Here is a 25,162-nt window from a genome sequence, read left to right on the forward strand (position 1 = left end):
CATAGGCGGATGACGCGGAAACGGCCCCTCCCGGGGCCGTTTCAGTTCCAGATCGTTGTTTTCGCCCGCTGAGCTGGGCCTATGCCGGAATCTCTCCCACAGAAACCACCGAAGAGCCTCCTTTTGGGACTTAGTTAGGTACCCGACCATTGCATGAGCGGCAAAATGTGGTCGTTTTTCTACATGATTTGACGCTCGTGTAATGGCCGGGTACCTAACTCATCGGCTGTGGGAGCGGCGAATAACATGGCACTGGGGGTGGCCGTCCGCGGGCACGGGGTCTTGGGGTCTATGGGCGCAGGGCCGCCGCACTCGCGTGGCTGTGGTGCCCAGCGGCATGGGCTCGTGCGGCGCGTAGCCGTGACACCCGTGGAGACGCCGAAACGGCGCGCTACCGGGCAGCCGTCACGTACTGGTACGTGTCGCCCATGGGCACGAAGGTTACCTCGGGCGCGCCCTCGCCGAGGGCTGTGGGCAGCCACTCCGCCATGTACTCCATGCCCGGCTCCTCGAGGTTAAAGTGTCCGATCGCCACCGCACACTTGCCTTGGCCGAGCATGCCGGCATCGCGGACGTACTCGCAGGTCGTAAAGTCGATGAGCTCCATCGTCACAAACGCGTCAACGCCCTCGGCATCCATGGCATTGGCCGCCTCCGTGTCGGCCGGGCCGCCCATGATGTGCATCGGCACGCGCACGTGGCGTACGCGCGCCTCCGGGTCGCCCACGAGCCGCGTTCCGTTGAGGCCGAGACGCTCTACAAGGCTGGTCGCGAGCTCGCGACCGCTCACCTCGGGAATCTCGTAATCCATACACTTAAAGAGGTCGCCCGTACGGTAGCCGAGCCAGCCGAGCTTCCACGCGAACCCGTAGAAGATGCCGTCGGCGAGCGACCCGTCGGCCTCGAGCGGCACGCCCGCGTGGATATAGTCGTGGCAGCGCCACACTGCCCCGCCCCACGCGTCGAGGAGCTCGCGCTTGGCCTGGTACGTGCGGTTATCAGCCACCACATCCTGGTGGTCGCCATGATTCCAGAAGAGCGCTTCGTGCGTGACGATAAGGTTTGCGCCGAGCTCACCGGCACGGCGGATAACGCCAGCCGTGGGCCAGATGCAGGTCACGATGCCCGTGCACGGCTGGTCCACGTTGCCGTAAGTCACCTGGTCGCGCGTCGTAGCCGGGTCGATCGGCTTGCCGGTAAACGCGTCGGTGCTGCAGCAATAGTCCTTAACGCGCTGGATTGCTTCGCTGATGAGCATGAGAATGCTTCCTTTCTGCGTTGTGAAGTGTGGGGCGCGACAGGTCGCACCTTCGCCGCGCCTCCATCTTAGGCGGTTTGCCGCGGAATCACCCCGCCCGTGTCAACTCGACCCGGAAAACTGTGCATGGTTTGGCGTTTGCCAAGTAGCCCGCAAGGAGACACGCGTTCTACCTGCGGATTCTTGAACAGCACGGTGAGGTCTACTCGACGGGTCGCGGTTCTTACACAGTTTTCCGGCCCGAGTTGACAGCGCGGCACCCACGGGGAGAGCGAGCGCCGCGCCGTTGACGAAAAGATGACCCAGGGGAGCCGGCTCCTACCCCAAACGCAGACGTGGCGAGGCGGGAACCAAGACCGACGCCGGGGCCAACTCCGCTCTGAGGCCGCTACGCGCGCTCGGAGACCGGACCGTTCTCGAGCTCGTCCTTGGTAAAGCCGAAGAACCACACGGCCAAGAAGGACACCACGAACCCCGCGGCAGCCGCGATGGAAGCGAAAATGAGGTTCTCGGTGCCGCCGCCCACAAACGTGAGAATGGAAAGCACACTGGAGGGAAGGCCGGCGACATACGCGGTTACACCGAGCGCGAGGGCGAGAGCACCCGAGACAAGGCTGCCAACCATGCTGCACACGAAGAGCTTGGGGTAGCGGAAGTCCATGCCGTTCGCAGCCCGATTTGCGCCGTTCGCCCATGACAAGGGCCCCCTCCGGGCGCGCGAACGCATCCAGAAGGGGGCCCTGGCAAATTGCAGACGGGTACCCGCCGCGCTACTCCGCAACGAGGCGCTTGGCCTCGAGCACGGCGCCGTAGATGTTGGCGTCGTTGCCGAGCTCGGCGCGCTTGATGACCGGGCGCGGGAAGCCGGGAAGCATATGCTCAAGGGCCTTATCCATCATGCGCTCGAACGCGTCGAAGAGCTCCGGATGACAGCTGATGCCGCCCGCGATGGCAAAGACCTCGGGGTCGAGCACAGCTTGCAGGTTGATGAGCCAGTTGTCAAAGGCGAGCGCATACCGGTCGAGTCCGCGGATAGCCGCCTCGTCACCCGCCTCGATCCACTTGAAGAAGATGCGACCGTCCACCGCGGGATCAACCGGCTCGCCCTTCTCCTCGAAGATGCGCTTGCGCAGCGCCATCCAGCCGGCTGTCTCGGCAAACCAATTGCCCGGCGTCACGGGGTCGGCCGTGTTGTTGTTAAGGAAGCTGAACTCGCCGGCGAAACAGTGCGCGCCGCGCAGGGCCTTGCCGTCGATGATGATGCCGCCCGCGATGCCCGTGCCGATGCCGATGGTCACGCCAAAGCGCGTACCCTTGAGCGCACCGGCCGCGTACTCGCCCAGGCCCGCGCACTTGCCGTCGTTGTTAACGGCAACGGGCACGCCAAAGCGCTCGCGCATGAGCTTGGCGAGCGGGCACTGGTCCATGTAGGTGAGAGCGCCGCCGCGGTGGATGGTACCGTCCGGATCGTCCTCCATGACCGAGCCGGGAACGCTCATGCCAATAGCCGCGATCTGGTCGCGGTACGGCTCAACGAGCGACGCAAAAGCCTCGACCGCCTCCTCGGCGGAGGAGAAGTCCGTCTTGATGGAGCCGCGGTCGCCGACGAAGTTGAAGTCCTCGTCCATGATGGCCCACTTGACCTCAGTGCCACCCACGTCGATGCCGAAATACTGCTTCATGGTTCGCTCCTCAAGAATCGTGACTAGATGATGTTGCGCACGGCACCGTACCGCGCACCTAATTATTCAGCATACGCCCAGCCGGCTTTTCTTCAACCTGTAAAAAGAGAAACGAGCAGGTTAATCGGGGAACGGCGTCAACAAACGGACCGCTTGTCACCGCCGTTCGAACGATGAGCGCGGCACGGCGCGCCGTGATGCCACCGGGCCTCTTCTACGCCGCGCAGCCGAACCGGTGCGTGCCGCCGGCAACCTCCAGAGCCGTGCCGTCGGGCAGCACCACGTCGGCCATGATGCCATCCGGCACAGTGCACTCAAGGTCAAAGCGGCCGTTCTCGCAGCGCCAGAAGACCTCGATGCGCCCCTGCACCGACTCAAAGGCGCAACGGGTCCACGTGATGCCCTCACCCGGGCGAGGCGCGATGCGCACGCGCGCATACCCCGGCGCCGCCGGCGATATGCCGCCGATCGTCTGGTAGATCCAGTCGCACACCGCACCGAGCGCATAGTGGTTGAAGCTCGTCATGTCGCCCGGGTTGATGGAACCGTCCGGCAGCATCGAGTCCCAGCGCTCCCACGTGGTGGTGGCGCCCATGCGCACTGGGTAGAGCCAGCTGGGGCACTCGTCCTCCAGCAGCAGGCGGTAGGCCTCCTCTGTGTGCCCGTTCTCAGAAAGCGCCCAGGTCACATAGGGCGTGCCGGCAAACCCGGTCGCGACCTTGTAGCCGCCCTCGCGCACGAGCTTGGCCAGACGGTCAGCAGCGGGCGCCACCTCGTCGACCTCGAGCAGGTCAAAATGGAGGGCCAACGCATAGGCCGCAACGGCGTCCGAGGTCAGGCGACCGCCCTCGAGCACATACGCGTGGCGGAACGCCGCGCGCGAACGGTCGGCGAGCTCGCGCCAGTGCGCCTCGTCGTCCGTCTTGCCCAAGATGTGCGCCGCCTCGGCGGCGATCCAAGAGCTCCGGCAGAGGCACGCCTGCGCAATGAGATACTTGTCGGTCTTGCCGTCCATAGGCGCCTCGGGCGGAGCCGCCGGGTCGAGCCAGTCGCCGAGCTGCATGCCGGTGTCCCACAGCCCCGAGGGCGAAAGCCGCTCCTCAACCGCACGCAGATGCATCCCCATGGCGGGATACTGCGCCGCCAGCGCATCCACGTCGCCGTACGCCTGCCAGAGCGTCCACGGCACCCAGCAGCAGGCGTCTCCCCAGAGCGCAAGCTCGCCCACCGTCTTCCAGAAGTGGTCGCTGTACTTCACCACGTCGGGCGCCACCACGGGCACGCAGCCGAGCTCGTTGTGGGCCGTCTCGGCCATGAGCGTCTGCATCCAGTCGCCCAAGAAGGCGGCGCAGTCGTACTGGAAGGCCGCCGTGGGGGCAAAGACCGCGATATCGCCTGTCCAGCTCATGCGCTCGTCGCGCTGCGGGCAATCGGTGGGAATGCTCACAAAGTTATCGCGCTGGCTCCAGAGCGTGTTTGAGACGAGCTTGTTGACGTCATCGTTTGAGCAGGTAAACCAACCCGTTCGTGCAAGGTCGGAGCTCACGGCGATACCCTCGATGGCGTCCGCATTAAGCTCGCCCGGCCAACCCGTGACCTCGGCATAGCGAAAGCCGTGGAAGGTCATCGTGGGCTCAAACACATCGTTGCCGCCGGAGAGGATAAACGTGTCGGTCGCCTTGGCCTCACGGAGCGGACGCACGCCGAGCTCGTCGTTCTCGAGCACCTCGGCGTGACGGATGACCACCTCTGCGCCCGCGGGGCCCGATACGTGCACGCGCGTCCAGCCCACGATGTTCTGCCCAAAGTCGACGAGCGTCTTGCCCGAGGGCGAGGTCCAGATGCGAACCGGACGCAGTGTCTCGACGCGGCGCACCGGCGGCATTGCCTGGACATAAAGCGTCGAGTGGTCGAGCGCAACCTCGCGCACGGTGAGCTGCTCAGAGCGCGGTGCGATGCGGGCGTCGATAGTCTCGCCGTTGTAGAGCGAGTTTTCTACCACAGGCGTTGCGTAGGCCTTGGTTGAGCCGTCGGCAGCCGTGCGGGCAACTTGCCTGGAACCATCGGCGTACACGATCTCGAGCGCGCCCACAAAGCCAATGTCCTCGCCGTAGTCGATCTTCATGCGGTCAAAGCCGAGCGCGCCGCGCCACCAGCCGTTGCCCAGCACAACCGAGATCTGCGCTGCGCGGCCACCCGCGCGCACAAGCTCGGTGACATCGCACTCCTGCACGGGCAGGCGCCACTCGTACGCGGTCCAACCCGGGCTCAGCACCGCGTCGCTCACGGGGCACCCGTTGATGCGCGCCTCGTAGATGCCGTGCGCCGTTGCCACCAGACGCGCCGAGGCAACACCCGTCGCCGGCCCCTCCAGCTCCACGTCGCACGTAAGCTCGATCGCCTGGCCGCGCGCAGCCTCGGCGCCAATCATCTGCGCGCCCTCGAGCAGCTCGACTGCAGAAACCTTGTCTGTCATATGGTCGCCCTCCCGTTCTACGCGCAGGGCGGGGGCTCCGATGCGCCTCCGCCCTGCCGTCGTCATATCGTCCGTGCCGTCCGCGCGGTTAATCGCCGCCGGCGTTGCGCAAGACGAGGTGCCACTGGCACCGCCGCGCGCCCCACGTGCCCGCGGCCCCTTACGCCGCGTCCGTCGCCGTAGCCTCGGCGTCCGTCGCCGCGCCGTCGACCGCGCGCACGTGCAGCAGCATGTACTGGCGGCTCGGCAGATCCACGCGCACCTTGCCCGTGTAGGTGCCGGGCAGGGTCTCTACCGTCATGTTCCAGGTATCCACCACGTCGATGGTGTAGGTCTTGCCCTCGGGGAGCTCGAGGTCGCGGTACGCCGGGCGGAAGAACCCAAAGTAGAGCACCACGTCGTCCGTGCCCTCAGACCAGTTGTTGGCCATGCAGGTGATATCCCAGTTAAAGGTCCCCAGGCAAAAGCCGCGCTCGTAGGGCACAAGGTCCATGTCCTCGGGCAGACCCTCCATAAACTTGCGGCAAAAGCCGATGCGCTCCGGGCTGTCGCCGTAGAGCTTGCCGCCGTGCGCCCACCAGATCTGGGGTCCGCGGTCAACGTAGGTCTCGCCGTGGGTCACATACCCGCCGCGCAGGCAGCCCTCCCAGAAGCGACGCGTCATCTCCTCGGCGGTGATGTTGCCCCAGCCCCAGTTGATGTTGCCCTCGTAGGCAACCTCGTCGGCGAGCACGGGCTTACCGTAGGCCGCGCGCAGCTCGGTGACGCACTCGGTGGTGCGCTGCAGGTCGCAGCGCTGCCAGCTCACATGCGTGATCCAAGGGTGGCTGTGGTCAAAGAGCGTGCGGCAGTTGTGGATGCTCCGCAGGTGGCCGTACGGGTCGTTGGCCATGACGATGCGCGCGTACTGGTCCCAGTCCTCAACCGACTTCTGCGGCATGAGGTCAAACTCGTTGGCGAGGCTCCACCAGATGTTCTTGTAGGCGCTGTAGCGGCGCGCCACGTACGAGAGGTAGAACGCGTCCTCCTCGCGCGTCATCTGGGCGTTGCCCCACTCCGGCTTGTCATAGGGGTGGAGGAGGATCAGGTCGGCCTGGATGCCGAGCTCGTCCAGCTGGGCGAGCCGGTGGTCGAGGTTCTCCCAAAACGGCTCGTAGAAGCGTGTGCGGTCAAAGCCCTCCTCGATGGAGCCCTCGTAGGCGTACATCGCCGGGTCGTCGGTGTTGTAGTCGTAGAACTTGGGGAAGATGCACATGCGCACCTTGTTAAAGGGCGAGGCGGCCAGCGTCTCAAGCGTCTGCTCCTGCACCTCGGGGGCCTGGTTGGTCCAGGCGTAGCAGGTGGTGCCAAAGGGCAAGAAGCTCGTGCCGTCCTCGTAGGAGAACGTGTTGTTGCCGCGCGTCTCAAAGGGCGTGTCGCCGCGGCGCACGTCACTCGTGCGGAGCACGCGGCCGTGGTTGCCGGGGCCCGCCGGCGTAACCTCTACCTCACCCGTCTTGCCTGCGAGCGCGGGGTCGTTGGAGGCGGTGCGCCAGGTCCAGGTGCCCGCCGAGCGCGGCATAAAGCGGATGCCGTAGCGGCCCGCGCCGCGGTAGAAGCCGCGCACCTCGACGGCGTCGGTGCCGTCGGCGCGCTCAAAGGTGGCGGAGAGCTCAACGTCCGCATAGGGGTTGCCCTCGGCGGTGCCCTCGAGCACAAGGTCAAGGACGCGGTACTGCTCTACAGTCTGCATTGCTGCTCCCATCTGGGCGACGGGCCGGCGCCGCCTTGGCACCGGCCCGCGCGCTGCGTGTCTTTACTTTACCTTCTTGACCAGCATGATGAAGATCACACCGGCGAGGATGAGCGCGATGGCCACGGGGAAGGTCATGAAGTACGACCCGGTGGCAACCACGATCGAGGAGGTCACCACGGGCGCGATGGCCTGGCCCACGGTGTTGGCGAGGTTCTGGATGCCCATGTCCTTGCCGGCCTCCTCCTTGGAGGGCAGCACGTCAACGTTGAGCGCCTGGTCGACGGCGGAGTAGATGCCGTAGCCAAAGCCGGAGAGCGCGGCAAAGATGTACATGCTCTCGGCGGTGCGCATGACCCACGGGGCGATGAAGGCAATGCAGATCACCGCGGAGGACGCGACGATGAGCGGCTTGCGGCGACCGATCTTGTCGGAGATGACGCCCGAGATGAGCGAGGTCACGAGCGACACGATCATGATGATGACCGACATCGTGGAGAGCACCGCGCCGGCGGTGACGTCGTCGAGGCCGATGTAGCGCTGGAGGATGTAGAGCTGGTAGCCGCTGATCACCATGTAGCCAAAGATGAAGAGCAGGCGCCCCACGAGGGCCATGTAGAAGTCGCGGCAGTTCTTGGTGGGCGGGATGAAGCTCTTGGCAAGGCGCACGATGCTAAAGGGCTCGCCGGCGGTCTCGGCCTTGGCGGACTTCTCGCGCGGCCAGATCAGCAGCACGATGATGCCCGTAAAGAGCCAGGAAATGGTACCAAAGAGGAAGCCCGGCACAGGGTTGGTGATGAACTGAGAGCCGATGATGGTGCCCACGGACTGACCGCAGGTGGCGCCGGCGCCGTAGAAGGCCGAGATGGTGCCGCGACGGTCGAGCGGGATGCGGTCGGAGAGCACGGCCACGGCGGGCGCGAGCATGCAGTTGAGGCCGACCTGCAGCGCCGACCAGCCGGCAACGATGCCCGGGACGGTCGTCTGAACCGAGGTGAACCAGAAGGCCGCGCCGGTAAAGATGCCGCCGACGGCAATCCAGGGCGTGCGGCGCCCAAAGCGCGAACGGCAGGCGTCGGAAAGCGCGCCAAAGACCAGGTTAGAAACCAGGGCAAAGATCGAGCCAAAGGCCTGCATGGAACCGAGCACGCCCTCGGCCTGGCCGGGGAAGAGCTCGTTAAAGCGCTGCGGCAGCAGCACCGCCGAGCCGATGGTGCCCGACATCATCCACATAACGCCAAAGATGATGAAGCCGATGCAGAACCGATAGAACGTCGCCTTGGACATGGGTCTGCCCGTATCGGGCGCGATGGAATTGGGATCCACCGCCGGGGTGGCTTGAGCCATGGGGTCTCCCTTCTGTGCGCATGCGCGCGTGCCGTACCGGGGCGGGCGAGGCACCTGAGGGGGACGCGCGCCTCGCCGCTCCATTTCTTGCCGAGTACCTACCAGGGTCTGCATCAGCCCACCGAGCACGCTTGGTATAGCGTGTTGCCTGCAGTTCTGATTACTTACTAACTAGTAAGTACTTTCAGCGTGAATATACGCCGCAAAGCGTAGCGTGGCGGGCTGGCGCCGGTAAACGGTCGGTAACAATCGGTTAGTGGTTAGTAAGTAGTAATAATGCTGTGTAACGATACCGCTACGCGATAGATAGGTCGCCACTCGCCGAATCGGTGGGGTGGGCTGCTTTGACGCGCACCCGCCATGCGCGGATAATCGCCTTTTACGCCGCCGTCGTGCGGGGCGCCACGCATCGGCGCCCAACGTCCCGCGTTTCCATGCACGCAGCCGCAAAGGGAAGGAGCCGCTGTGTCCGAGAAAAAGCAGCCTGTCATAGCCAACAAGAACCGCACCGCTGCCGCCGAGGAGCGCCTGCACGAGATCGTGCTCGCCGCCGTCGACATCATCAACGAGCGGGGCTACAACGGCATGTCGCTCCAGGCCGTGGCCAATAAGGTGGGCATTACGCAGGCGGGCGTGCTCCACTACGTGGGCAACAAAGAGGGCCTGCTCTTTGAGGTCATCGAGCACTATTACGACCGTTCGAGCAGCTCGGAAGATTACTTTTCGCTCTTTGAGCCGGGCGGTGCGCTCGAGGACGGGCGGCCCAAGATCCCCGAATACTGCCGCCTCATCGTTGCCGAGAACGCCCACCAGCCCGAGATGGTCATGCTCTTTCAGATGCTCAACACCGAGGCCATCTCGCCCGCGCACCCGGCGCACGACTACTTTGTCAACCGCACGCGCGGCGTCACCGAGCGCGATGGGGCGGAGCACGACTGGTCGGTACCCGAGGGCGTCGACGCGCAGCTCGCGCTCTCGGTTGCCCTCGCCGCCATGTACGGGCTCGAGGGCCGCTGGCTCGCTCGCCCCGACGAGATAGACTACGAGGCCGAATGGGCCCGCTTTGAGGACGTTCTCTTCCCCCTGCCGCTCTGGGAGGGCTACCGCTAAGGGTCGTCGGGGACGGTCCCCCGCGCCGTCCAGTCTCCACGCCCTGACTCATTTTGGGACGGGGTCAAAATGAGTCACTCGGAACGGACGTACGGACGCCTTTACTCAGCATCTCCCTAGGGCACGCGATACTCTCATAATAGCATCGTATTATCTTATAGATAGCTATAATATAGCTGTTTATAATATAGCTATCTATAAGATAGGAGGAGCGATGTTTATTGGCCGCGCACGGGAGCTCTCCGAGCTGGAACGACTCTATCGATCCGACCACTTCGAGATGCCCGTTATCTATGGCAGGCGCCGCACAGGTAAGACGCGTCTCATCACGACATTCATCGCGGGAAAGCGCGCCATCTACGTGCAGGCACGCCGCAGCAACGCCGCCGCGAACCTGCGGCTCTTGAGTCAAGCTATCCTCGGCTTCGCAACTGGTACGTCCACCGGCTCCTTCTCATCGTTCGACGAGGCGCTCGATGCGCTCGCCGCACTTGCACGCGACGAGAGGCTCGTCTTCGTCATCGATGAGTTCCCCTATCTCGCGCAATCATTCCCCGAGATCTCATCGCTTCTGCAAGAGAAGATCGATCATGCTTTCAAGAATGAATCGAAGCTGATGCTCATCCTCTGCGGATCGTCCCTCTCCTTCATGGAGGAGCAGGTGCTCGGCTACGAGAGCCCTCTCTATGGGAGGCGGACAGCCCAGTTCAAGATTCTGCCGCTCCCCTACCGAGAAGCCCGCACCTTCTGGGCGGAAACCGACCCCGTCGACGCAGCGACCTATTTTGGGATAACCGGTGGCATCCCCGCCTACCTCGAGCTGATCGATCCGACGATTTCGGTGCGTGAGAACATCGAGCGTCTCTTCCTTACACCCAGCGGATTCTTGTTCGAGGAGCCGACCAACCTCTTGCTCCAGGAATGCCGCAACCCCGATCAGTACGATGCCATCATCCAAGCAATCGCCGCTGGCCGAAGCCGCCTCTCCGAGATCGCCTCGCTGACGGGTATCCCGGAGAGCAATACGCGCACCTACCTCGTCAAGCTGCAGACACTCGGCATCGTGAAGCGCGAGCTGCCCTTTGGCGTCGCAAGCAGCAAACGCGCAATCTACGCGCTGGCCGACCACATGTTCCGGTTCTGGTACCGCACCGTTCCCTCCAACCTCGCCCTAATCCAAAACGGCATGGCCAACCAAGCCTACGCGCGTATAGAGGACCTGGTGCCCACGCACATGGGCGCGGTTTTTGAGGAAATCTGTCTACAGTACCTGTATGATCGCGCACGCGCGGGGGATCTCGGTATCGTTCCCGCCAAGGCTGGACGTTGGTGGGGAACCGATCCCCGCACAAGGACGCAGGAGGAGATAGACATCATCGCTTCCGACGGAGATGCCGCGCTCTTCGCAGAATGCAAGTGGCGCAACGAGCCCGCCGACGCCGAGGTGCTGCGTACGCTCGTCCACCGCAGCGAGCTCTTCCCCCATGCCGAGAAGTGCTACTTTGTCTTCTCCAAGACAGGGTTCACCGCCGGCTGCACGGAGCTTGCCCAGCAGCGCGGCGACGTCGAATTGGTCACGCTCGCCGACATGTACGGAGACTGAGCTGGCATCTACAGCCCGTAGCGCTCGAGCAGCTCCTTTTGATGCTCACGCAGGCAATCGCGCAGATAGGGAATGGAAAACGCAGATGCCCCGGACACCGACTCGATGGCCTGCTTGCTCAGGAGCGCATGGCGCGCCGTGCTCAGACCCTGTGCCGTCTTCCCCGGCGCTGTGCCACCTCAGCGATCAAACTCGGCCCATCGTCCTGCGCCATCGCTTATAGTGGCCGTCGCGAAATGAGGCCCATTTTCATGCGTCCCGAGAGCTTCCGCCTACTTCCCCACCAAAAACAAGCACGCTGAAACCCATCATTTTCGCCCAGCAGCGACACGGAAGCCCGTCGAGGGGGTTATTCAGGGGGTTAATCTCAAAACTTCGCGTCAATGTAAGGATGAAAACGGCTCCTCACGAGTAGGCTGGCCCTGCAGCTCAGAAAACCCGCAGGTACAGAGCTTACCCAAATGTGTTCTACGCGGCAAACCTCTATTCCATCCTTACATTGGCGCGAAGTTTTTATTTTAACCCCCTATAGAGACACGCAAGGGGCCGGAGACGCGCCGTCTTGCCGGCCGAGCGCCACGCGCCGCCCGCAAGACCGCTTGCCCCCGGCCCTTGCCGCCCTCGCTTCTCCCCTACTCGGCAAACGCGATAGTCGCGCGGACGGCACGGCGCCAGCCCGCGATGCGCTCAGCACGGTCGGTTGCGGCCATTTGCACGTCCCAGCTCGCGCGCGGCTTGCAGCCGTGCGCCACGTCGGCCGGGTAGAGCCCGAGCGCTATGCCTGCCGCCCACGCCGCGCCAAGGCCGCTCATCTCGTCGTTGCCCGCCGCCACGAGCGGCACGAGCAGCATGTCGCAGAGGAACTGCATAAGATAAGGGTCGCGCGTGGGGCCGCCATCGACCCGCAGCTCGGAGAGGTCGATCCCGGAGTCGCGCTGCATGGCATCCACCACGTCGAAGATCTGGAAGGCGATGCTCTCGTCCGCCGCGCGCACAAACTCGGCACGACCCGTGGTGCGCGTCATGCCAAAGACGGCCGCGCGCGCTTCGCTCTCCCAGTGCGGCGCGCCCAGGCCCGTAAAGGCCGGCACCAGGTACACGCGGCTCGCCGGATTGGAGGCGTAGGCCAGGTCGGTCGCCTCGCCCGGACCCTCGATCAGGTGCATGTCGTCGCGCAGCCACGTCTTGACCGCGCCCGCGTAGTTGATGTTGCCCTCGAGCACGTAGGTGGTCTCGCCGCCCATGCGCCAGGCGAGCGAACTCGAGAGCCCGCAGGTCGAGCGCTTGAGCCCGCCTCCGATGTTCATCATGACCGAGGAGCCGGTCCCGAGCGTCGCCTTGGCTTGACCGCGCCCGTAGCAGCCCTGGCCAAAGAGGGCCGCGTGGCTGTCGCCGAGCACGCCATGGATGGGCACCGGCGCGGGCAAAAAACCGTCGAGATCGGTGGTGCCAAAGCAGGCGTCGGAGTCGGTGACCTCAGGGAGCCATGCGGGGTCGATGCCAAAGAGCCGGCAGGCGCGCGTCGACCAGGCGAGCTTCTCGATATCAAAGAGCTGCGTGCGGCTCGCGTTGGAGTAATCGCAGCGAAACTCTGCGCCGTGCGTGAGGGTCCAGACCACCCACGCGTCGACGGTACCGAGGCAGAGCTCGCCGGCGCGCGCGGCCTCGGCGGCGGCCGGCACGTGCTTCATGATCCAGGCCATCTTGGCGGCCGGGTAGTAGGGCGAGAGCGCGAGACCCGTGCGCTCGCGGATGATCTCGGCCGCGCCGTCAATCCCCGCGATGGCGTCGCACACGTCCTGCGCGCGCGAGCACTGCCACACGATCGCGTCGCAGAGGGGGTCGCCTGTGCGCGAGTTCCACGCAACGGTGGTCTCGCGCTGGTTGGAGATGCCGACGCCCGCAATGTCGGCCGGGTCGACGCCCTCGGCCTCCACCACCTCGCGCGCCACGGCGAGCACGTTGGCGGCGATCTCGGCCGGGTCGTGGCTCACCCAACCGCGCTCGTTCACCTTCTGCTCGTGGCTACGGTCGGCGCGGCGGATAAGCCGGCCCGCCTCGTCCACCAAAAGGGCCTTGGTGCCCTGTGTGGACTGGTCGATGCCGATGATGTAGCGACCCATGGGGCCTCCTCGGGTAACAGTTTTGGGACGGGGTCGTTTTGAGCCGCATGGTTCAAAACGACCCCGTCCCGAAATGAGACAAATGCTTACTTGCGCGCGATTGCGGCGCGGGCCGCCTCGGCGATGCCCTCGGCGTTGAGGCCGTAGTGGTCGAAGACCTCGGGCGAGGTGCCCGTCACCACGGGGGCGTCGGGCAGGGTGAGGCAGCGCACCGGGCAGGGGCACTCCTCGCCCACCACCTGCGCCACCATGGAACCCAGGCCGCCGGTGGGCGCGTGCTCCTCAACCGCCACCACGGCGCCGCAGGCGCGCGCGGCCTCGATCACGGTGTCGCGGTCGAGCGGCTTTATGCAGTACATGTCGATGACCGTGGCCTCCACGTCCTCGGCCGCGAGCAGCTCGGCGGCGTCGAGCGCGGGGCGCACCATCTCGCCGCACGCGATGATGGCCACGTCGCCGCCGCGGCGGACCCACGTGGCGCGGTCCATCTCAAAGGGGCAGTCCTCGGCCGTGTAGACGTCGTCCACGGCGTTGCGGCCCACGCGGATGTAGGCGCACTGGGTGTCGGCGAGCAGAGCCTCGGCGAGCTTTTTGCTCTGCCACTCATCGGAGGGCAGGTAGACGCGCATGCCCGGAATGGCGGCCATGGCGGCGATGTCCTGCGCGGAGTGGTGGCTCATGCCGAGTGCGCCGTACGAGACGCCACCCGAGACGCCGAGCAGCTTGACGTTGGTGCGGGAGTAGGCGCAGTCGACCTTGGCCTGCTCGTAGCTGCGGGTGGTGAGGAAGCACGCCGGGCTCGCGACCCAGGGCTTCTTGCCGCACGCGGCCATGCCGGCGGCCATGCCCACGGCGTCCTGCTCGGCGATGCCGGCCTCCACGGCCTGCGCGGGATACGTATCAAAGAACGGCGTCATGCTCGCCGAGCCGCGCGAGTCGGAGCAGACCACAACCACGTCGCGGTCGCCCGAGGCGGCGGCGTCCATAAGGACCTCGCAGATGACCTGCTTGTTTGCCTTGGTCTTTGCCATCTTTAGGCCTCCTTTGCGTTGGCGCAGGCGGGGCAGCCGGCCGTTGCGGGGTGTACCGGGCAGTCGGCCGCAGGCGCGGGAGCAGCGGCCCCGGCGCCACCGGCAAGCGCGCTCACCGGGGCGGTCGCGCCGGCACGCTCGACCGAGAAGTCGAGCTCGGGCACGTAGGCCTCGCCCTGCTCTGCAGCCTTGGCGTGCGCCGCGAGGTCGGCCGAGATCTGCGCGTACTCCTCGTCGTTGGGCAGGTGATGGTGCCAGCCGGCCTTGTTCTCCATCACGGGCGAGCCCAGGCCCTTCACGGTGTCCATGATGATGGCGGTGGGCTGGCCCTCGGTGGCCGCGGTCTCGGCAAAGGCCGCCTCGAGCGCGGCGAGGTCGTTGCCGTTTACGCAGACGGTATGCCAGCCAAACGCCTGCCAGCGCGCCTCCTGGCTGTCGGCGCGCATGACGTCCTCGGTGTTGCCGCTGATCTGCAGGTGGTTGCGGTCAACCACGGCGCAGAGGTTGTCGAGCCCGTAGGTGGCGCCCGCCATGGCCGCCTCCCAGATGGAGCCCTCGGCAAGCTCGCCGTCGCCCATCACCACGTAGGTGCGATAGGGGCGGCCGTCCATCTTGGCCGCGAGCGCCATGCCCACGCCCACGGGCAGGCCGTGGCCGAGCGAGCCGGAGTTCATCTCGATACCCGGCAGCTTGTTGTTGGGGTGGCCGATATAGGGGCTCTCAAACTTGGAGAACCGTGCCTTGACGTCGGCGAGGTCGAGGTAGCCGTAGTGGCAGAGCACCGCGTAGTACGCCTCCATGGCGTGGCCCTTAGAGAGCAGGAAGCGGTCGCGGTCGGGGTCGTCGAGCTTGTCCGGACCGACGTTCATGACCTTGCCATAGAGCAGCATGAGCGCGTCCATCACGCTCATGTCGCCGCCGATGTGCCCGCCGCCACCGGCCACGATGATGTCCACCGCATCCTGGCGCAACCGCCAGCGAAGCGTCTCAAAGTTCTCAGCCATCTCTCTCCTATCTTCTTTGCTTCTGAATGGGTCATTTGGGGACGTGCTCCATCTGACCCATTTTTGGGGCTGCCCGAGGTCGCCGCGAACATGGGTCAGATGGAGCACGTCCCCAAATGACCCAAAGCCTCCCGCCCCGCGAGGCATCCGCCCGGTCGCAGGCGGCAAGGTCGGGTGCCTCGGAAGGCCACAGCGTCGACCGCCTACTCGCCGCGGAGGTACGCCTTTACGTCCTCCTCGATCGGATCGTAGAAATCGGGCTGGATGCCCAGGTACTTGCAGGCCTCGTAGAGCACCGGCACCACGTCGCGGTGGATGCCCACCACGTGGTGGATGTAGGGGCCCTCGACAATCTTGGCCTCGAGGCGCTTGAGGTTCTCGACCTCGATCCAGAGGTAGGTGCCCATGCCCTTGGGGCCGTCGATGCCCTTGGCGCGGCCGAGCAGCAGCGAGTACTCGCCGTTGTCGCCGTCAAAGCGCACGAGCGAGATGTCGCCGTGGCGCGCCTCGGCCGTGAGCGCGCCGGGGTAGTCAAAGGCGAGCGGCACGGTAAGACGCGGAGTCTCGCACGCCACCGAGCAGGGCCAGGGACCGCAGTGCTGCAGCAGCTCGCCGTTCTCGTTGTCGGGGTGGCGGACCGTCCAGTCGGCAAAGAAGCTGCGGGTCTCGCCCATGCCGGCGGCCTCGACCATAAGCGAGGTGATGGCGCCGTGGATATCGGTCTCGCAGACGATGGGGATACCCATCTCGTTCAGAATCGCGTTGGCGCCACACGGCATGATGCCGAGCTCCGCCTGCAGCGCGTTCCAGCACTGGATGGCGCCGGCGTTGCAGCCGTACTTGTCAATGAGCGCCTTCATGCCGTTGGCGAGCGCCGCCACGGTCTGGGCCTCGTCGTCGGTGGTCTCGACCTTCATGTGCTCGCGGATATAGGCGAGGGTCTCGGCCATGCCGGCCTCGTCGGTACGGGCGTCGCGCACGGCCTGGATGAGCTCGGTCATGGGCACGGGCGCAAGCTGGATGTTAAAGCGCTCGAGGAGCTCGCCCTCGTTGACCATGGTGGTCCAGAAGTCAAACGGACGGGTGGACATCTGCAGGATGCGCGTGTTGCGCATGGTCTTGACCACGTTGCAGACGGCGAGGAAGTCGCGCAGGCCGCGCTCAAACTCCGGGTCGGTGAGGCGGCAGTTGGTCATGTAGGTAAAGGGCACCTGGAAGCGACGCAGCACCTTGCCGGTGGCAAAGAGGCCGCACTGGGTGTCGCGCAGGCGGGTGCCGTCGGCCTCGGGGCGCTCGTCGCGCGGGCCCCAGAGGAGCACGGGCAGGCCGAGCTGGCGGGCAAGGCGGGCGCAAAGGTACTCGGTGCCAAAGTTGGCGTGCATGAGCATGATGCCGTCCACGCCGGCGGCCTGGAACTTCTCGACGATGGGCTGCACGTGGCTGTCGTCAAAAAGGAGCCCCTCGTCGTTGATGTCGTCGATGTCCACAAAGTCGATGCCGAGCTCGCGCATGCGGTCGGCGGTGAGCCCGCGGTACTTGATGGCATCGGGCGCAGAGAAGATGCTCCGGCGCGTGGGCACAAAGCCCAGCTTGATATGCGGCTTGGCTGCGGTGACGTTCACGTTACTCCCCTTCTTACGCGGGACGCCGGGAGCGCGCCCCAACCTTGCAAGGCAACGGCGCCGAGGCCGCTCGCCCCACCTTTGCGGACATGGCCAGCGTACGCCCATCTGTCCGTATTGTCTACTAAACGTTTTAATCTTGTGTTTAGGTATAGTGCGACAGTTTGCGGTAAACGGTCGAATAAACAAGGTGAACGGTTATGAAAATGTGCATAACTTGGAGGACAGCCGCGACGACCGCAACGGGCGGGTCGGGAGCGGCGACGGCGGCGCAGAGGGCCGGCAAGGGGGCTTTCAAAAACTCGACCCCCGATGTGAGTGTATCTTTTGGGAACGTGCCAGCAGACCCCGCGTTTCGGGCCCAAATCGGCGCCAAAACCGCAGGATAGCACTTTAGCTTAGTAAAGTGTATCTGCAGGCTCAGAAAGATGCACTCACTTCGGGGGTCGAGTTTTTCGCGCGCCCGTCAACGCGCCCAAAACGCGCCGGATTGCGAGACGCGGGGGCTTCCGCCCGCGGGGGCTCACCCGCTAGCGGCTCGCCACGCTTTTGCGTTCGACAAAGTAGGTGCTCACCAGCGTCTTGCAGGTGAACTTCTTGGGGTTGTTGACGTTGCCCATGAGTCGGCGGACGGCGATCTCGCCCACCTCGTGCTTGAGCACGTGCACCGTGGTGAGCGGCGGCGTGGAGAACGCGCCGAGCGCCAGGTCGTCAAACCCGATGATCGAAACATCTTCCGGCACCCGCACGCCCGCCTCCGTCAAGGCCCGGATAGCACCTACGGCAAGCACGTCGTTATCGGCAAAGAAGGCCGTCGGCAGCTCGTCGCGCGGAGTCGCGGCGACCCACGCCGCCATGTCCTCGTAGGCCGACTCGAGCGTGGTGCCGAGCTCGACGCGCCACGCCGGGTTGTAGGCGAGCCCCGCCTCGTCGAGCGCGCGGTGGTAACCCCGCTCGCGCGCCTTGAAGTTCTGGATGCGGAAGTTGCCGGCCAGGTAACCGATCTGTCGGTGCCCGCGCTCGGTAAAGTGGCGCATAGCGCGCAGCACCGACCCCTCGTTTGCCATAACCACCGCGTCAAAATCGTAGCGGTCGCTCCAGCCGTCGAGCACCACAAGATGCGCGGCACACCCGTGGAAAAGCTCGTAGTCCTCCTCGCCGAGCTCGGTGCTGAGCAGCACCACGGCGGCCGTGGGGTCGCCCACGAGCGAGGCCACCTGCGGGCGAACCGCATCGAGGTCTGAGAAGTCGAGCGACACAAACGAGGTGCCCATGCCATGGCGGCGCGCCTGGCGCTCAACACCCTCGATGACCGAGGGGTGGAAGGTGCTGTCGTCCACAATGGCGCCGGTCTTGCGCGCGAGCACGAAGGTGATGCTGTCGAGCTGCGAAGGATGCTGGTAGCCCATGGCCTTGGCAACGGTGCGAATCTTCTCGGCCGTCTCCTCGCTCACGTTGCGCTTGTGGTTAAGGGCGTTGGACACCGTCGCCGGCGAAAACCCCGTTGCCCGGCTGATCTCGCGCACGCTCACTTTTGCCATGGTTCACCTCAAGGTCCCGTATGCGAGCGCAGGGCCTATGGGCGACCCGGCGCTAAACACACGTCGTAGACGTTTACTTATGTGTTTTATACCATCATGCTTGGCAGGTCCAGCGCGACGCTAACGTCGGTGAACGGTTGGTAAACAAACGTGAACGGTGAAAAATCGTGATGCGGCGGACGGTGCGACGCGGACCGACAGGCCTCGCTCAGCGGCGCCATGCCCGCCGGCACGACAGGACGTACAGGTCACCAGCTGACAAGACGTCGCGGGCGTTTGGCCCGCCTACGCCTCCCCGTAATCATGCGGGAGATGCGCAAGCGCATCCTGCTTGCGATGGAGGAACGAGAACACCACGACCCCGTCCGCCTCCTCATCGACATAGAAATACAGGAAGTAACGAGAGATTGATTTGCGATAATACGCCGACCAAGTTACTGCGAGGCCGCCAGACTCACCGGGCAGAACGTCGGATTGTCCCGCAGCGCCACGAGAGTCGACTCATATTCGCGAAGCAAGCGCGCAGCCGCATGCGGAGCAAAGCAGACCTCGGCAATGTAGCCCACTGAACTCAGCACGCTGTCATGAGCGCTGGTGGTCACACGAACGCTATAGCCCATATATCGCTCGAATCTCGGCAAGGGATTCGAAAGCATCCCTGGTTTCACCCCTGAGCGCCTGGGCATATCCCTTCTCCAGGACGCGAATCTCCCCCTCGGTCAGCGGCGGCTCGCCGTCGTAATCAGAGGCGCGCATAACGATAAAGTCGCCCTGCTCGTCGCTCACGGTAAAGGGGCCCTGAGCCTTCGCGTACGCGTTGCGAAGGTCGGCTCGGGTGGACTCGGCAACTGCCTGTGGAGACATGTCTACCTCCTCTCGGAACAGCCCCATTGTATCCCGCAGCAAAACGGTGCGAAGGACCCTTGCGATAAAAGCAAACGGGCGAAATAGGCGCACAGGGTACCGGACGCTCTGAGGGATCGCCCGAACGAGGAGGGGGCGCACCTAACGGTGGTGACCGACAAGCAGAGTGCCAGAGCACCGATTACCGCAGGGCACCGGACGCTCTGAGGTGCCGGAGGTTGCCGCGAAAGAGGAGGGAGGACACCTTGGGACGCCGACCGACAATGAGGGCTGAGACACCAGTTGTCACAGGATACCGGGCGCTCTGAGGCGGTGAAGATCGCCCGAATGAGGAGGGGCGCACCTAACGGTGGTGACCGACAAGCAGGGTGCCAGGGCACCGATTACCGCAGGGCACCGGACGCTCTGAGATGCCCCAGATCGCCCTGAAAGAGGAGGGAATACGCCTGATGCGCGATGACCGACGATTGAAGGGCGAGATGGGGCATCTCAGAGCGTCCGGCGGGCTTCGATGGCCCGGCCGAGTGTCAGCTCATCCGCATACTCCAGGTCTCCGCCCACGGGCAACCCGCTCGCCAGGCGGCTCACGGCGATCCCGAGCGGCTTGATGGTGAGCGCCAGATAGCTCGCGGTGGCCTCACCCTCCACGTTGGGGTTGGTGGCGAGGATGACCTCCTCGGTGCCCTCCTCGGCCAAGCGCGCGAGCAGCTCGCGCACGTGGAGCTGCTCGGGGCCGATTTTGTCCATGGGGCTGATGACGCCGCCGAGCACGTGGTAGAGGCCGTGATAGCTGCCGGTGCGCTCGATGGCCGTCACGTCGCGCGGCTCCGAGACCACGCAGATGCGGGTGCGGTCGCGCGTGGAATCCTGACAGATGGGGCACTCGTCGGCCGTGGCGTAGTTAAAGCATCGGCTGCAGAAGTGCACCTCGGCCTTGACCTCGAGGATCGCCTCGGCAAGGCGCCGCGCCTCCTCGGCGTCGGCCTCGAGCAGGTGGTAGGCGATGCGCTGGGCGCTCTTGGGCCCAATGCCCGGCAGCCGCCCGAGCTCGTCGAGCAACTTCTGCAGACTCTGATTGGACGCCACGAGCACTCCCCTCCCGCTGGGCTAGAACGGCATGCCGGGGATGTTGAGGCCGCCGGTGATGGCGCTCATCTGGCGGTTTGCGGTCTCGGCCACGGAGCGCGCGGCCTCGTTGACCGCGGCGACGATCATGTCCTGAAGCATCTCGACGTCCTCGGGGTCGAGCGCCTCGGGGTCGATCTTGATGGAGGTGAGCTGCATCTCGCCGTTCATGGTGACCTTGACCATGCCGCCGCCGGCCGACGCGTCGACGGTGACCTGCGAGAGGTTCTCCTGCGCCGCCGCGAGCTGCTCCTGCATCTTGCGGGCCTGCTTCATCATCTGCTGCATGTTCATCTGGGGCATGGGTCCTCCTTGGCGCGGCGCACGGCCGCGATGGTGGCTGGCTGGTTGCGGGCGAGGTGCCCGGGTGTGCGGTGGCACGTACCGACCCCGCGCGTGGCATCGTACCATGCACGCGGTCGCGGCGCGGCGGGTGCGGCGGGCGGAAGGCTAATCCTGCCGAATGACCACACCGCTCCCAAAGATGTCGCCGAGCATGCGGGCCGCGTCCTCAGCCGTCTCGGGGATCTCCGCGGGCGGCGCCTCGTGGTTGAAGACGGCCGCGGCGTTGAAGCCAGAGGGGGCGGAGGCGGGTGCCGGAGCACTTATAGGTACGGCGGAGGTTGCTGACGGGGCAGGTGTGCTCTCGGGCGTAGGTGCCGGGGCCGGGGCGCTCGCGGATGTAGCTGCCGGGGAGGGCGTACCCGCAGGCGCGACCGGCGCGGGCGAAGCTGATGCCTGAGCAGCAGGCGCGGTAGCCGGCGCCGAAACGACGGGAATGTCGGGCATGTCGAAGGGCGGCAGGTCCTCAGCTTCCTCGTACGAGGCGATGAACACATCATCGTAGGGCACGGCCTCGTCTTCCCACGCCTGACGGTCGGCCGCTACGTCGCGGTCGGGCAGCACGGTGGGGCCGCTCGACTGATCGGCCTGGGGCTCACCGGCAGGGGCCGGGCCAGCGTTCCACGGGGCGGAAGCACGCGATGCGGCGGGCGCAGAAGCCTGGGGCTGAGCCGAGCCGCTGGCCGAGGCCTCGGCAAACGGAACGAAGCCGGGCGACGGAGCTTCAGCAGGAGCGGAAACGGATGAAGACACCGCGGGTTCGGGTGCGGACGAGATCGGCTCGACGCTGGCGGCGCTGGCCTGCATGCCCGGCGCAGCCTCACGGCCGGACGCTGCAGCCGTACCAGCAGGAGAAGCCGAGGTTTCCGGCGCGCCGGGGGCATCAGACGAGGTAGCCGGACCGGACGCGACAGATGCGGGCGACGGGTCCGCCGGCTCTGCGGCAGGCGGTGTCGCAGCTGAGGCCGGGGCAGATTCGACGGCAGGCACCAAGTTCGAAGCTGGAGCGCTCACGGGCGCGGCAGGCGCATCGGCGGGCGTGGGCGTTTCCGGCGCAGGTGCAGCCGAAGCCGCGCGTTCGGATACCACCGGCGCAGATGCGGGCCTCACCGTCGCAGGCGTCGTGGGCGCTGCGGCGGGGGCGGCACCGGCATGAGCTGGTGCGGGACCTGCAGCCATTGCCTGCTCGGTGCCATGGTTGGCATCACCAGCCGCCGGAGCAGACGCGACAGCGGGCGTCTCGGGAGCGGACGTCGTCGGCGCCGAGGCGCCACCTCCTGCGGGGCCGTCCCCCATCGTATAGACGACCTTGCGCGGGCCAAAGACCGCCGCGACGGCCGGGTTTACCGCCGCATGGGAATCCTCGCGACCGAGCATCTTGATGGCAAAGCCCGACCCGGCGGGCAGGCCGACGGTGAGGGTGTCGCCATCGTCGTGGCGGGCACGCGAACTTTGCAGTAGGGCGCCACGGGAAGGCTGGGCCGCCGTGACGCGATGTACCACGTCCGACCAGCGGCGCTGCAGCTCGCCGGGGTCGGTGACGGCGCCGCTCCCCACAGGAGCCGCCTGGGGTTCCGCGCCGGCATCGGCCGCCGCGGGCTGTGGGCAGGCAGCGCGAGCAGGCTCGGGCGCAGCATCGGGAGCCGTCCGGACTTCAGGCTTGGGTTCCGCATGGGACGCAGCCGAGGCAGAGGCAGCCTGCGCAGCCTCCGTCGCGGCCGAGACAGAGCCGGCGCCCTTCCCGTGGCGAGCAGCGCCAGCAGCTTCCCCCTGTCCAGCGGCAGGCGTGGGCGCAATCGGCGCCGGGGTGACCTCGCCCCGATGGCGCTCCCCCTGCAGTGCGGCGGCTTGGGTCGGCGTGGTCACCGGGGACTGCGCGGCCGCAGCCTTTTTAGGCGCCGCCGCACGCTCGGGCGCAGCCGAACCCTCCGAGCGCGATACGGCACCAGCGGACCGCCCGGCCTCCGCCCGCGCCGCAGACTCCACGCCGCCGGAAGGACGGGCCGCCGGTGAGGCGCCTCCCGCCGCGGGCTTCTCGGCAGCCGCACGCGCCGCAGATGGCGCACCGAGCCCCATCATCGCCGCTGCCCCGGCCGCGTCGAGCGGTGCTGACGGCACGCCGGCCGCCAACTGTGCCTCGATCCGGTCGAGCCGGTCGGCCAGCGCCTCAAGCGTCAAATCGGCTTTGGGCCGCGCCAAGCGCGTGAGGGCGATCTCGAGCACCAGACGCGTGTCGGCGGCGGCGCGCATCTCGAGCGCCGCATCGTCCAGCACCGTCAGCGTGCGCGCCAGGCGGTCCGGCCCCTCAAAGAGCCCGGCCTCCTCGGTAAGCGCCGCCAGCTCCTCGGGCGTGGCCTCAACAACCTCGGGCCGCGCGCCCGCCACGCGCACCATGTATACGTCGCGCAGGTGCGCCACCAGGTCGCGCGTGAGCTCCATGAGGTCGTTGCCCTCGTCCACCTGCGCCCGCACCAGGGCAAAGAGCGTCGCCACGTCGCGCGCCGCAATCGCCCGTGCAAACTCGGCGAGCACCGACCCGGCCACCTCGCCCAAAAGCGCCCGCGCGTCGGCGATCCGCACCTCACCGTTGCCAAAAACCGAGAGCTGCTCGAGCGTAGAGAGCGCGTCGCGCATGCCGCCGCGCGCATGCTTGGCCACAACCTCGAGCGCCTCATCGTCGTAGGCAAACCCCTCCTGTTCGCAGATAAAGCGCAGGCGACCCACGATGTCCTCGTTACCGATGCGGTGGAAGTCAAACCGCTGGCAGCGGCTGAGGATGGTCTCGGGAATCTTCTGCGGGTCGGTGGTGCACATCACAAAGACCACGTGGCTCGGCGGCTCCTCGAGCGTCTTGAGCAGCGCGTTGAACGCCGCCGTAGTGAGCATGTGGACCTCGTCGATGATGTAGATCTTGTACGCGCCGCGCACCGGGGCAAAGTTGACCGAGCCGATAATCTCTTCGCGCACGTTGTCCACGCCAGTGCGGCTCGCGGCGTCGAGCTCATAGACGTCCGGGTGCGTGCCCTCGGCGATCTGCTCGCACTCAGGGCAAGTGCCGTCGGGCAGGCAGCCGCTCGCCCCCTGCTCGCGCGCGGGCGCGGCCTTTTGGCAGAGAAGCGCCTTGGCAAGGATACGCGCCATGGTGGTCTTGCCCGTGCCGCGCGGGCCGCAGAACAGGTAGGCGTGGCTGAGGCGGCCCTCGGTTACGGCGTGCTCGAGGGTCGAGACGATATGCTGCTGGCCAACGACGCTCTCAAAGGTGAGCGGTCGGTATTTGCGATAGAGCGACTCCATGGGACCTCTCCTTTTGGTCGGTCGGACGAGGACACGGGCAGGGGCAGCCGGGCGCGGTGGGGCGAGCGCCGGCGGCGGGCGTGGGGCCGGAGCGGACGGTTGCCGACGAGCACAGGCAGCCGCTCGCAGAAGACCGCGGACGGTCGGCCGAGGCGAGCACGGCCGCCAGCCTCGAGCCCGGCGCGGACGGTTGTCTCAAACCGAGCGCCGTCGGCCGCCCCGAGCCAGACGCAGGCGATGGACCCCGACCGGCAACGGATGGCGACATCGCCCTCCGCCCAAGCAGCTACAGGCCGCGCTCCTCAAGACGGCGGACGATGTCTTTGAGCGTCACGCGCGCGGCAAAGAGCTGCCGGTACGTGGCCGTCTTGACCTTGTTCTCGGCCCGAAGCGCATCCATGCGCGCGGCAGTATCCGCCAGCTCGGCGCGGACCTCGCCGGCAAACGCATCGTACGCCGCAAGGCGCTCGGCGTCGGTCATGGCATCTCCTTCCTGCCGTCCGTCTCCCCGGTTGCGCGCACGCTCCGCCCGCGCATCGCGGCGCAGCGGCAGATGCCCGCGCATCGTGCCCTCCATGATACCCTGCCGCCCGGACAAGCCGACCCGACACGCCGCACAACAACGCGCCCGCGCCCAGGCAGCCGCCGATTGACAAACTGCAGCACAACTCGAGCCGCACGGGGATTGTGGCGCAGATCGTCAAATGGGGAGGTGAATCGTCCCCGTACTTTGACGATCTGCAGCGCAACAAAAACGTGCTCGCGCGTTACACCACAGTTTGTCAATCGGAACGTGGGCTCGCGCCCCTTGTTTGACAAACTGCAACGGAACTGGCGCGGCATGGGACTGCGGACAAAAAGTTGGACCCGCGCGGGTCCAACTTTTTTTGAGGCTTCGGTAGTTTGTGTGACAAGGGGCTAGCCTAGGCAGCAACGCTCTTCGCTCCCTTCACGCCCTTCTTCCTCGCCTTCACCGGGCGACCCGGGAGCTGGGGCTGGCAGTCGCCG

18 protein-coding genes are annotated in these 25,162 nt (G+C 66.0%); 2 read left to right on the top strand and 16 right to left on the bottom strand.

The window, feature by feature from the left end; all coding sequences use genetic code 11:
• Positions 1-391: 391 nt before the first annotated feature.
• The 6 genes from B5G20_RS09770 to B5G20_RS09795 all read right to left on the bottom strand — a co-directional run bounded on the left by B5G20_RS09770 (position 392) and on the right by B5G20_RS09795 (position 8,495).
• A complete protein-coding gene (locus tag B5G20_RS09770) occupies positions 392-1,258 on the bottom strand; it encodes a Nif3-like dinuclear metal center hexameric protein (protein WP_087356725.1) in 867 nt (288 codons plus the stop codon).
• A gap of 388 nt (positions 1,259-1,646) precedes the next feature.
• Positions 1,647-1,919, bottom strand: coding sequence for a hypothetical protein (locus B5G20_RS09775; protein WP_087356726.1), 273 nt, complete (start codon positions 1,917-1,919; stop codon positions 1,647-1,649).
• 109 nt (positions 1,920-2,028) lie between these two features.
• Positions 2,029-2,940 (bottom strand): ROK family protein, encoded by a 912-nt coding sequence (locus tag B5G20_RS09780; RefSeq protein WP_087356727.1) that lies wholly within the window; start codon positions 2,938-2,940, stop codon positions 2,029-2,031.
• A gap of 214 nt (positions 2,941-3,154) precedes the next feature.
• A complete protein-coding gene (locus B5G20_RS09785) occupies positions 3,155-5,416 on the bottom strand; it encodes a family 78 glycoside hydrolase catalytic domain (protein ID WP_087356728.1) in 2,262 nt (753 codons plus the stop codon).
• A gap of 160 nt (positions 5,417-5,576) precedes the next feature.
• On the bottom strand, positions 5,577-7,148 hold the full coding sequence (locus B5G20_RS09790; protein ID WP_087356729.1) for a DUF5605 domain-containing protein: 1,572 nt from the start codon (positions 7,146-7,148) through the stop codon (positions 5,577-5,579).
• Positions 7,149-7,211: 63 nt separating this feature from the next.
• Complete coding sequence (locus B5G20_RS09795; RefSeq protein ID WP_087356730.1) at positions 7,212-8,495, bottom strand: MFS transporter; 1,284 nt, start codon at positions 8,493-8,495, stop codon at positions 7,212-7,214.
• Between the two features lie 465 nt (positions 8,496-8,960).
• Here B5G20_RS09795 and B5G20_RS09800 point away from each other — a divergent pair, with 465 nt between their 5' ends.
• Together B5G20_RS09800 and B5G20_RS09805 are read left to right on the top strand one after the other, a co-directional pair.
• Complete coding sequence (locus B5G20_RS09800) at positions 8,961-9,605, top strand: TetR/AcrR family transcriptional regulator (RefSeq protein WP_204207770.1); 645 nt, start codon at positions 8,961-8,963, stop codon at positions 9,603-9,605.
• Positions 9,606-9,819: 214 nt separating this feature from the next.
• Entirely contained in the window at positions 9,820-11,208 is a 1,389-nt protein-coding gene (locus tag B5G20_RS09805) for an ATP-binding protein (RefSeq protein ID WP_087356731.1), read from the top strand.
• A gap of 632 nt (positions 11,209-11,840) precedes the next feature.
• Here the strand turns inward: B5G20_RS09805 and B5G20_RS09810 are convergent.
• From B5G20_RS09810 to B5G20_RS09855, 10 genes are all read right to left on the bottom strand, one after another.
• Positions 11,841-13,331: a glycerol kinase gene (locus tag B5G20_RS09810; protein ID WP_087356732.1), complete on the bottom strand. Its 1,491-nt coding sequence runs from the start codon at positions 13,329-13,331 to the stop codon at positions 11,841-11,843.
• Between the two features lie 86 nt (positions 13,332-13,417).
• Entirely contained in the window at positions 13,418-14,362 is a 945-nt protein-coding gene (locus B5G20_RS09815; RefSeq protein WP_087356733.1) for a transketolase C-terminal domain-containing protein, read from the bottom strand.
• 2 nt (positions 14,363-14,364) lie between these two features.
• The gene (locus tag B5G20_RS09820; protein WP_087356734.1) at positions 14,365-15,366 is read right to left on the bottom strand and encodes a transketolase; all 1,002 of its coding nucleotides are present in this window, start codon (positions 15,364-15,366) and stop codon (positions 14,365-14,367) included.
• A gap of 203 nt (positions 15,367-15,569) precedes the next feature.
• Positions 15,570-16,988, bottom strand: a complete 1,419-nt coding sequence (locus B5G20_RS09825; RefSeq protein WP_204207778.1) for an L-fucose/L-arabinose isomerase family protein — start codon at positions 16,986-16,988, stop codon at positions 15,570-15,572.
• Positions 16,989-17,518: 530 nt separating this feature from the next.
• The gene (locus B5G20_RS09830) at positions 17,519-18,529 is read right to left on the bottom strand and encodes a LacI family DNA-binding transcriptional regulator (RefSeq protein ID WP_087356735.1); all 1,011 of its coding nucleotides are present in this window, start codon (positions 18,527-18,529) and stop codon (positions 17,519-17,521) included.
• Positions 18,530-19,138: 609 nt separating this feature from the next.
• On the bottom strand, positions 19,139-19,393 hold the full coding sequence (locus tag B5G20_RS09835; RefSeq protein WP_087356736.1) for a hypothetical protein: 255 nt from the start codon (positions 19,391-19,393) through the stop codon (positions 19,139-19,141).
• A 489-nt stretch (positions 19,394-19,882) separates the two neighbouring features.
• Entirely contained in the window at positions 19,883-20,479 is a 597-nt protein-coding gene (recR, locus tag B5G20_RS09840; protein ID WP_087356742.1) for a recombination mediator RecR, read from the bottom strand.
• Positions 20,480-20,500: 21 nt separating this feature from the next.
• Positions 20,501-20,821, bottom strand: coding sequence for a YbaB/EbfC family nucleoid-associated protein (locus tag B5G20_RS09845; protein ID WP_087356737.1), 321 nt, complete (start codon positions 20,819-20,821; stop codon positions 20,501-20,503).
• 147 nt (positions 20,822-20,968) lie between these two features.
• The gene (dnaX, locus tag B5G20_RS09850; RefSeq protein WP_087356738.1) at positions 20,969-24,154 is read right to left on the bottom strand and encodes a DNA polymerase III subunit gamma/tau; all 3,186 of its coding nucleotides are present in this window, start codon (positions 24,152-24,154) and stop codon (positions 20,969-20,971) included.
• A 286-nt stretch (positions 24,155-24,440) separates the two neighbouring features.
• Positions 24,441-24,635, bottom strand: coding sequence for a hypothetical protein (locus tag B5G20_RS09855; protein WP_087356739.1), 195 nt, complete (start codon positions 24,633-24,635; stop codon positions 24,441-24,443).
• Positions 24,636-25,162: the final 527 nt, after the last annotated feature.

The sequence above is a fragment of the Collinsella sp. An7 genome (assembly GCF_002159335.1).
Lineage (GTDB): Bacteria > Actinomycetota > Coriobacteriia > Coriobacteriales > Coriobacteriaceae > Coprousia.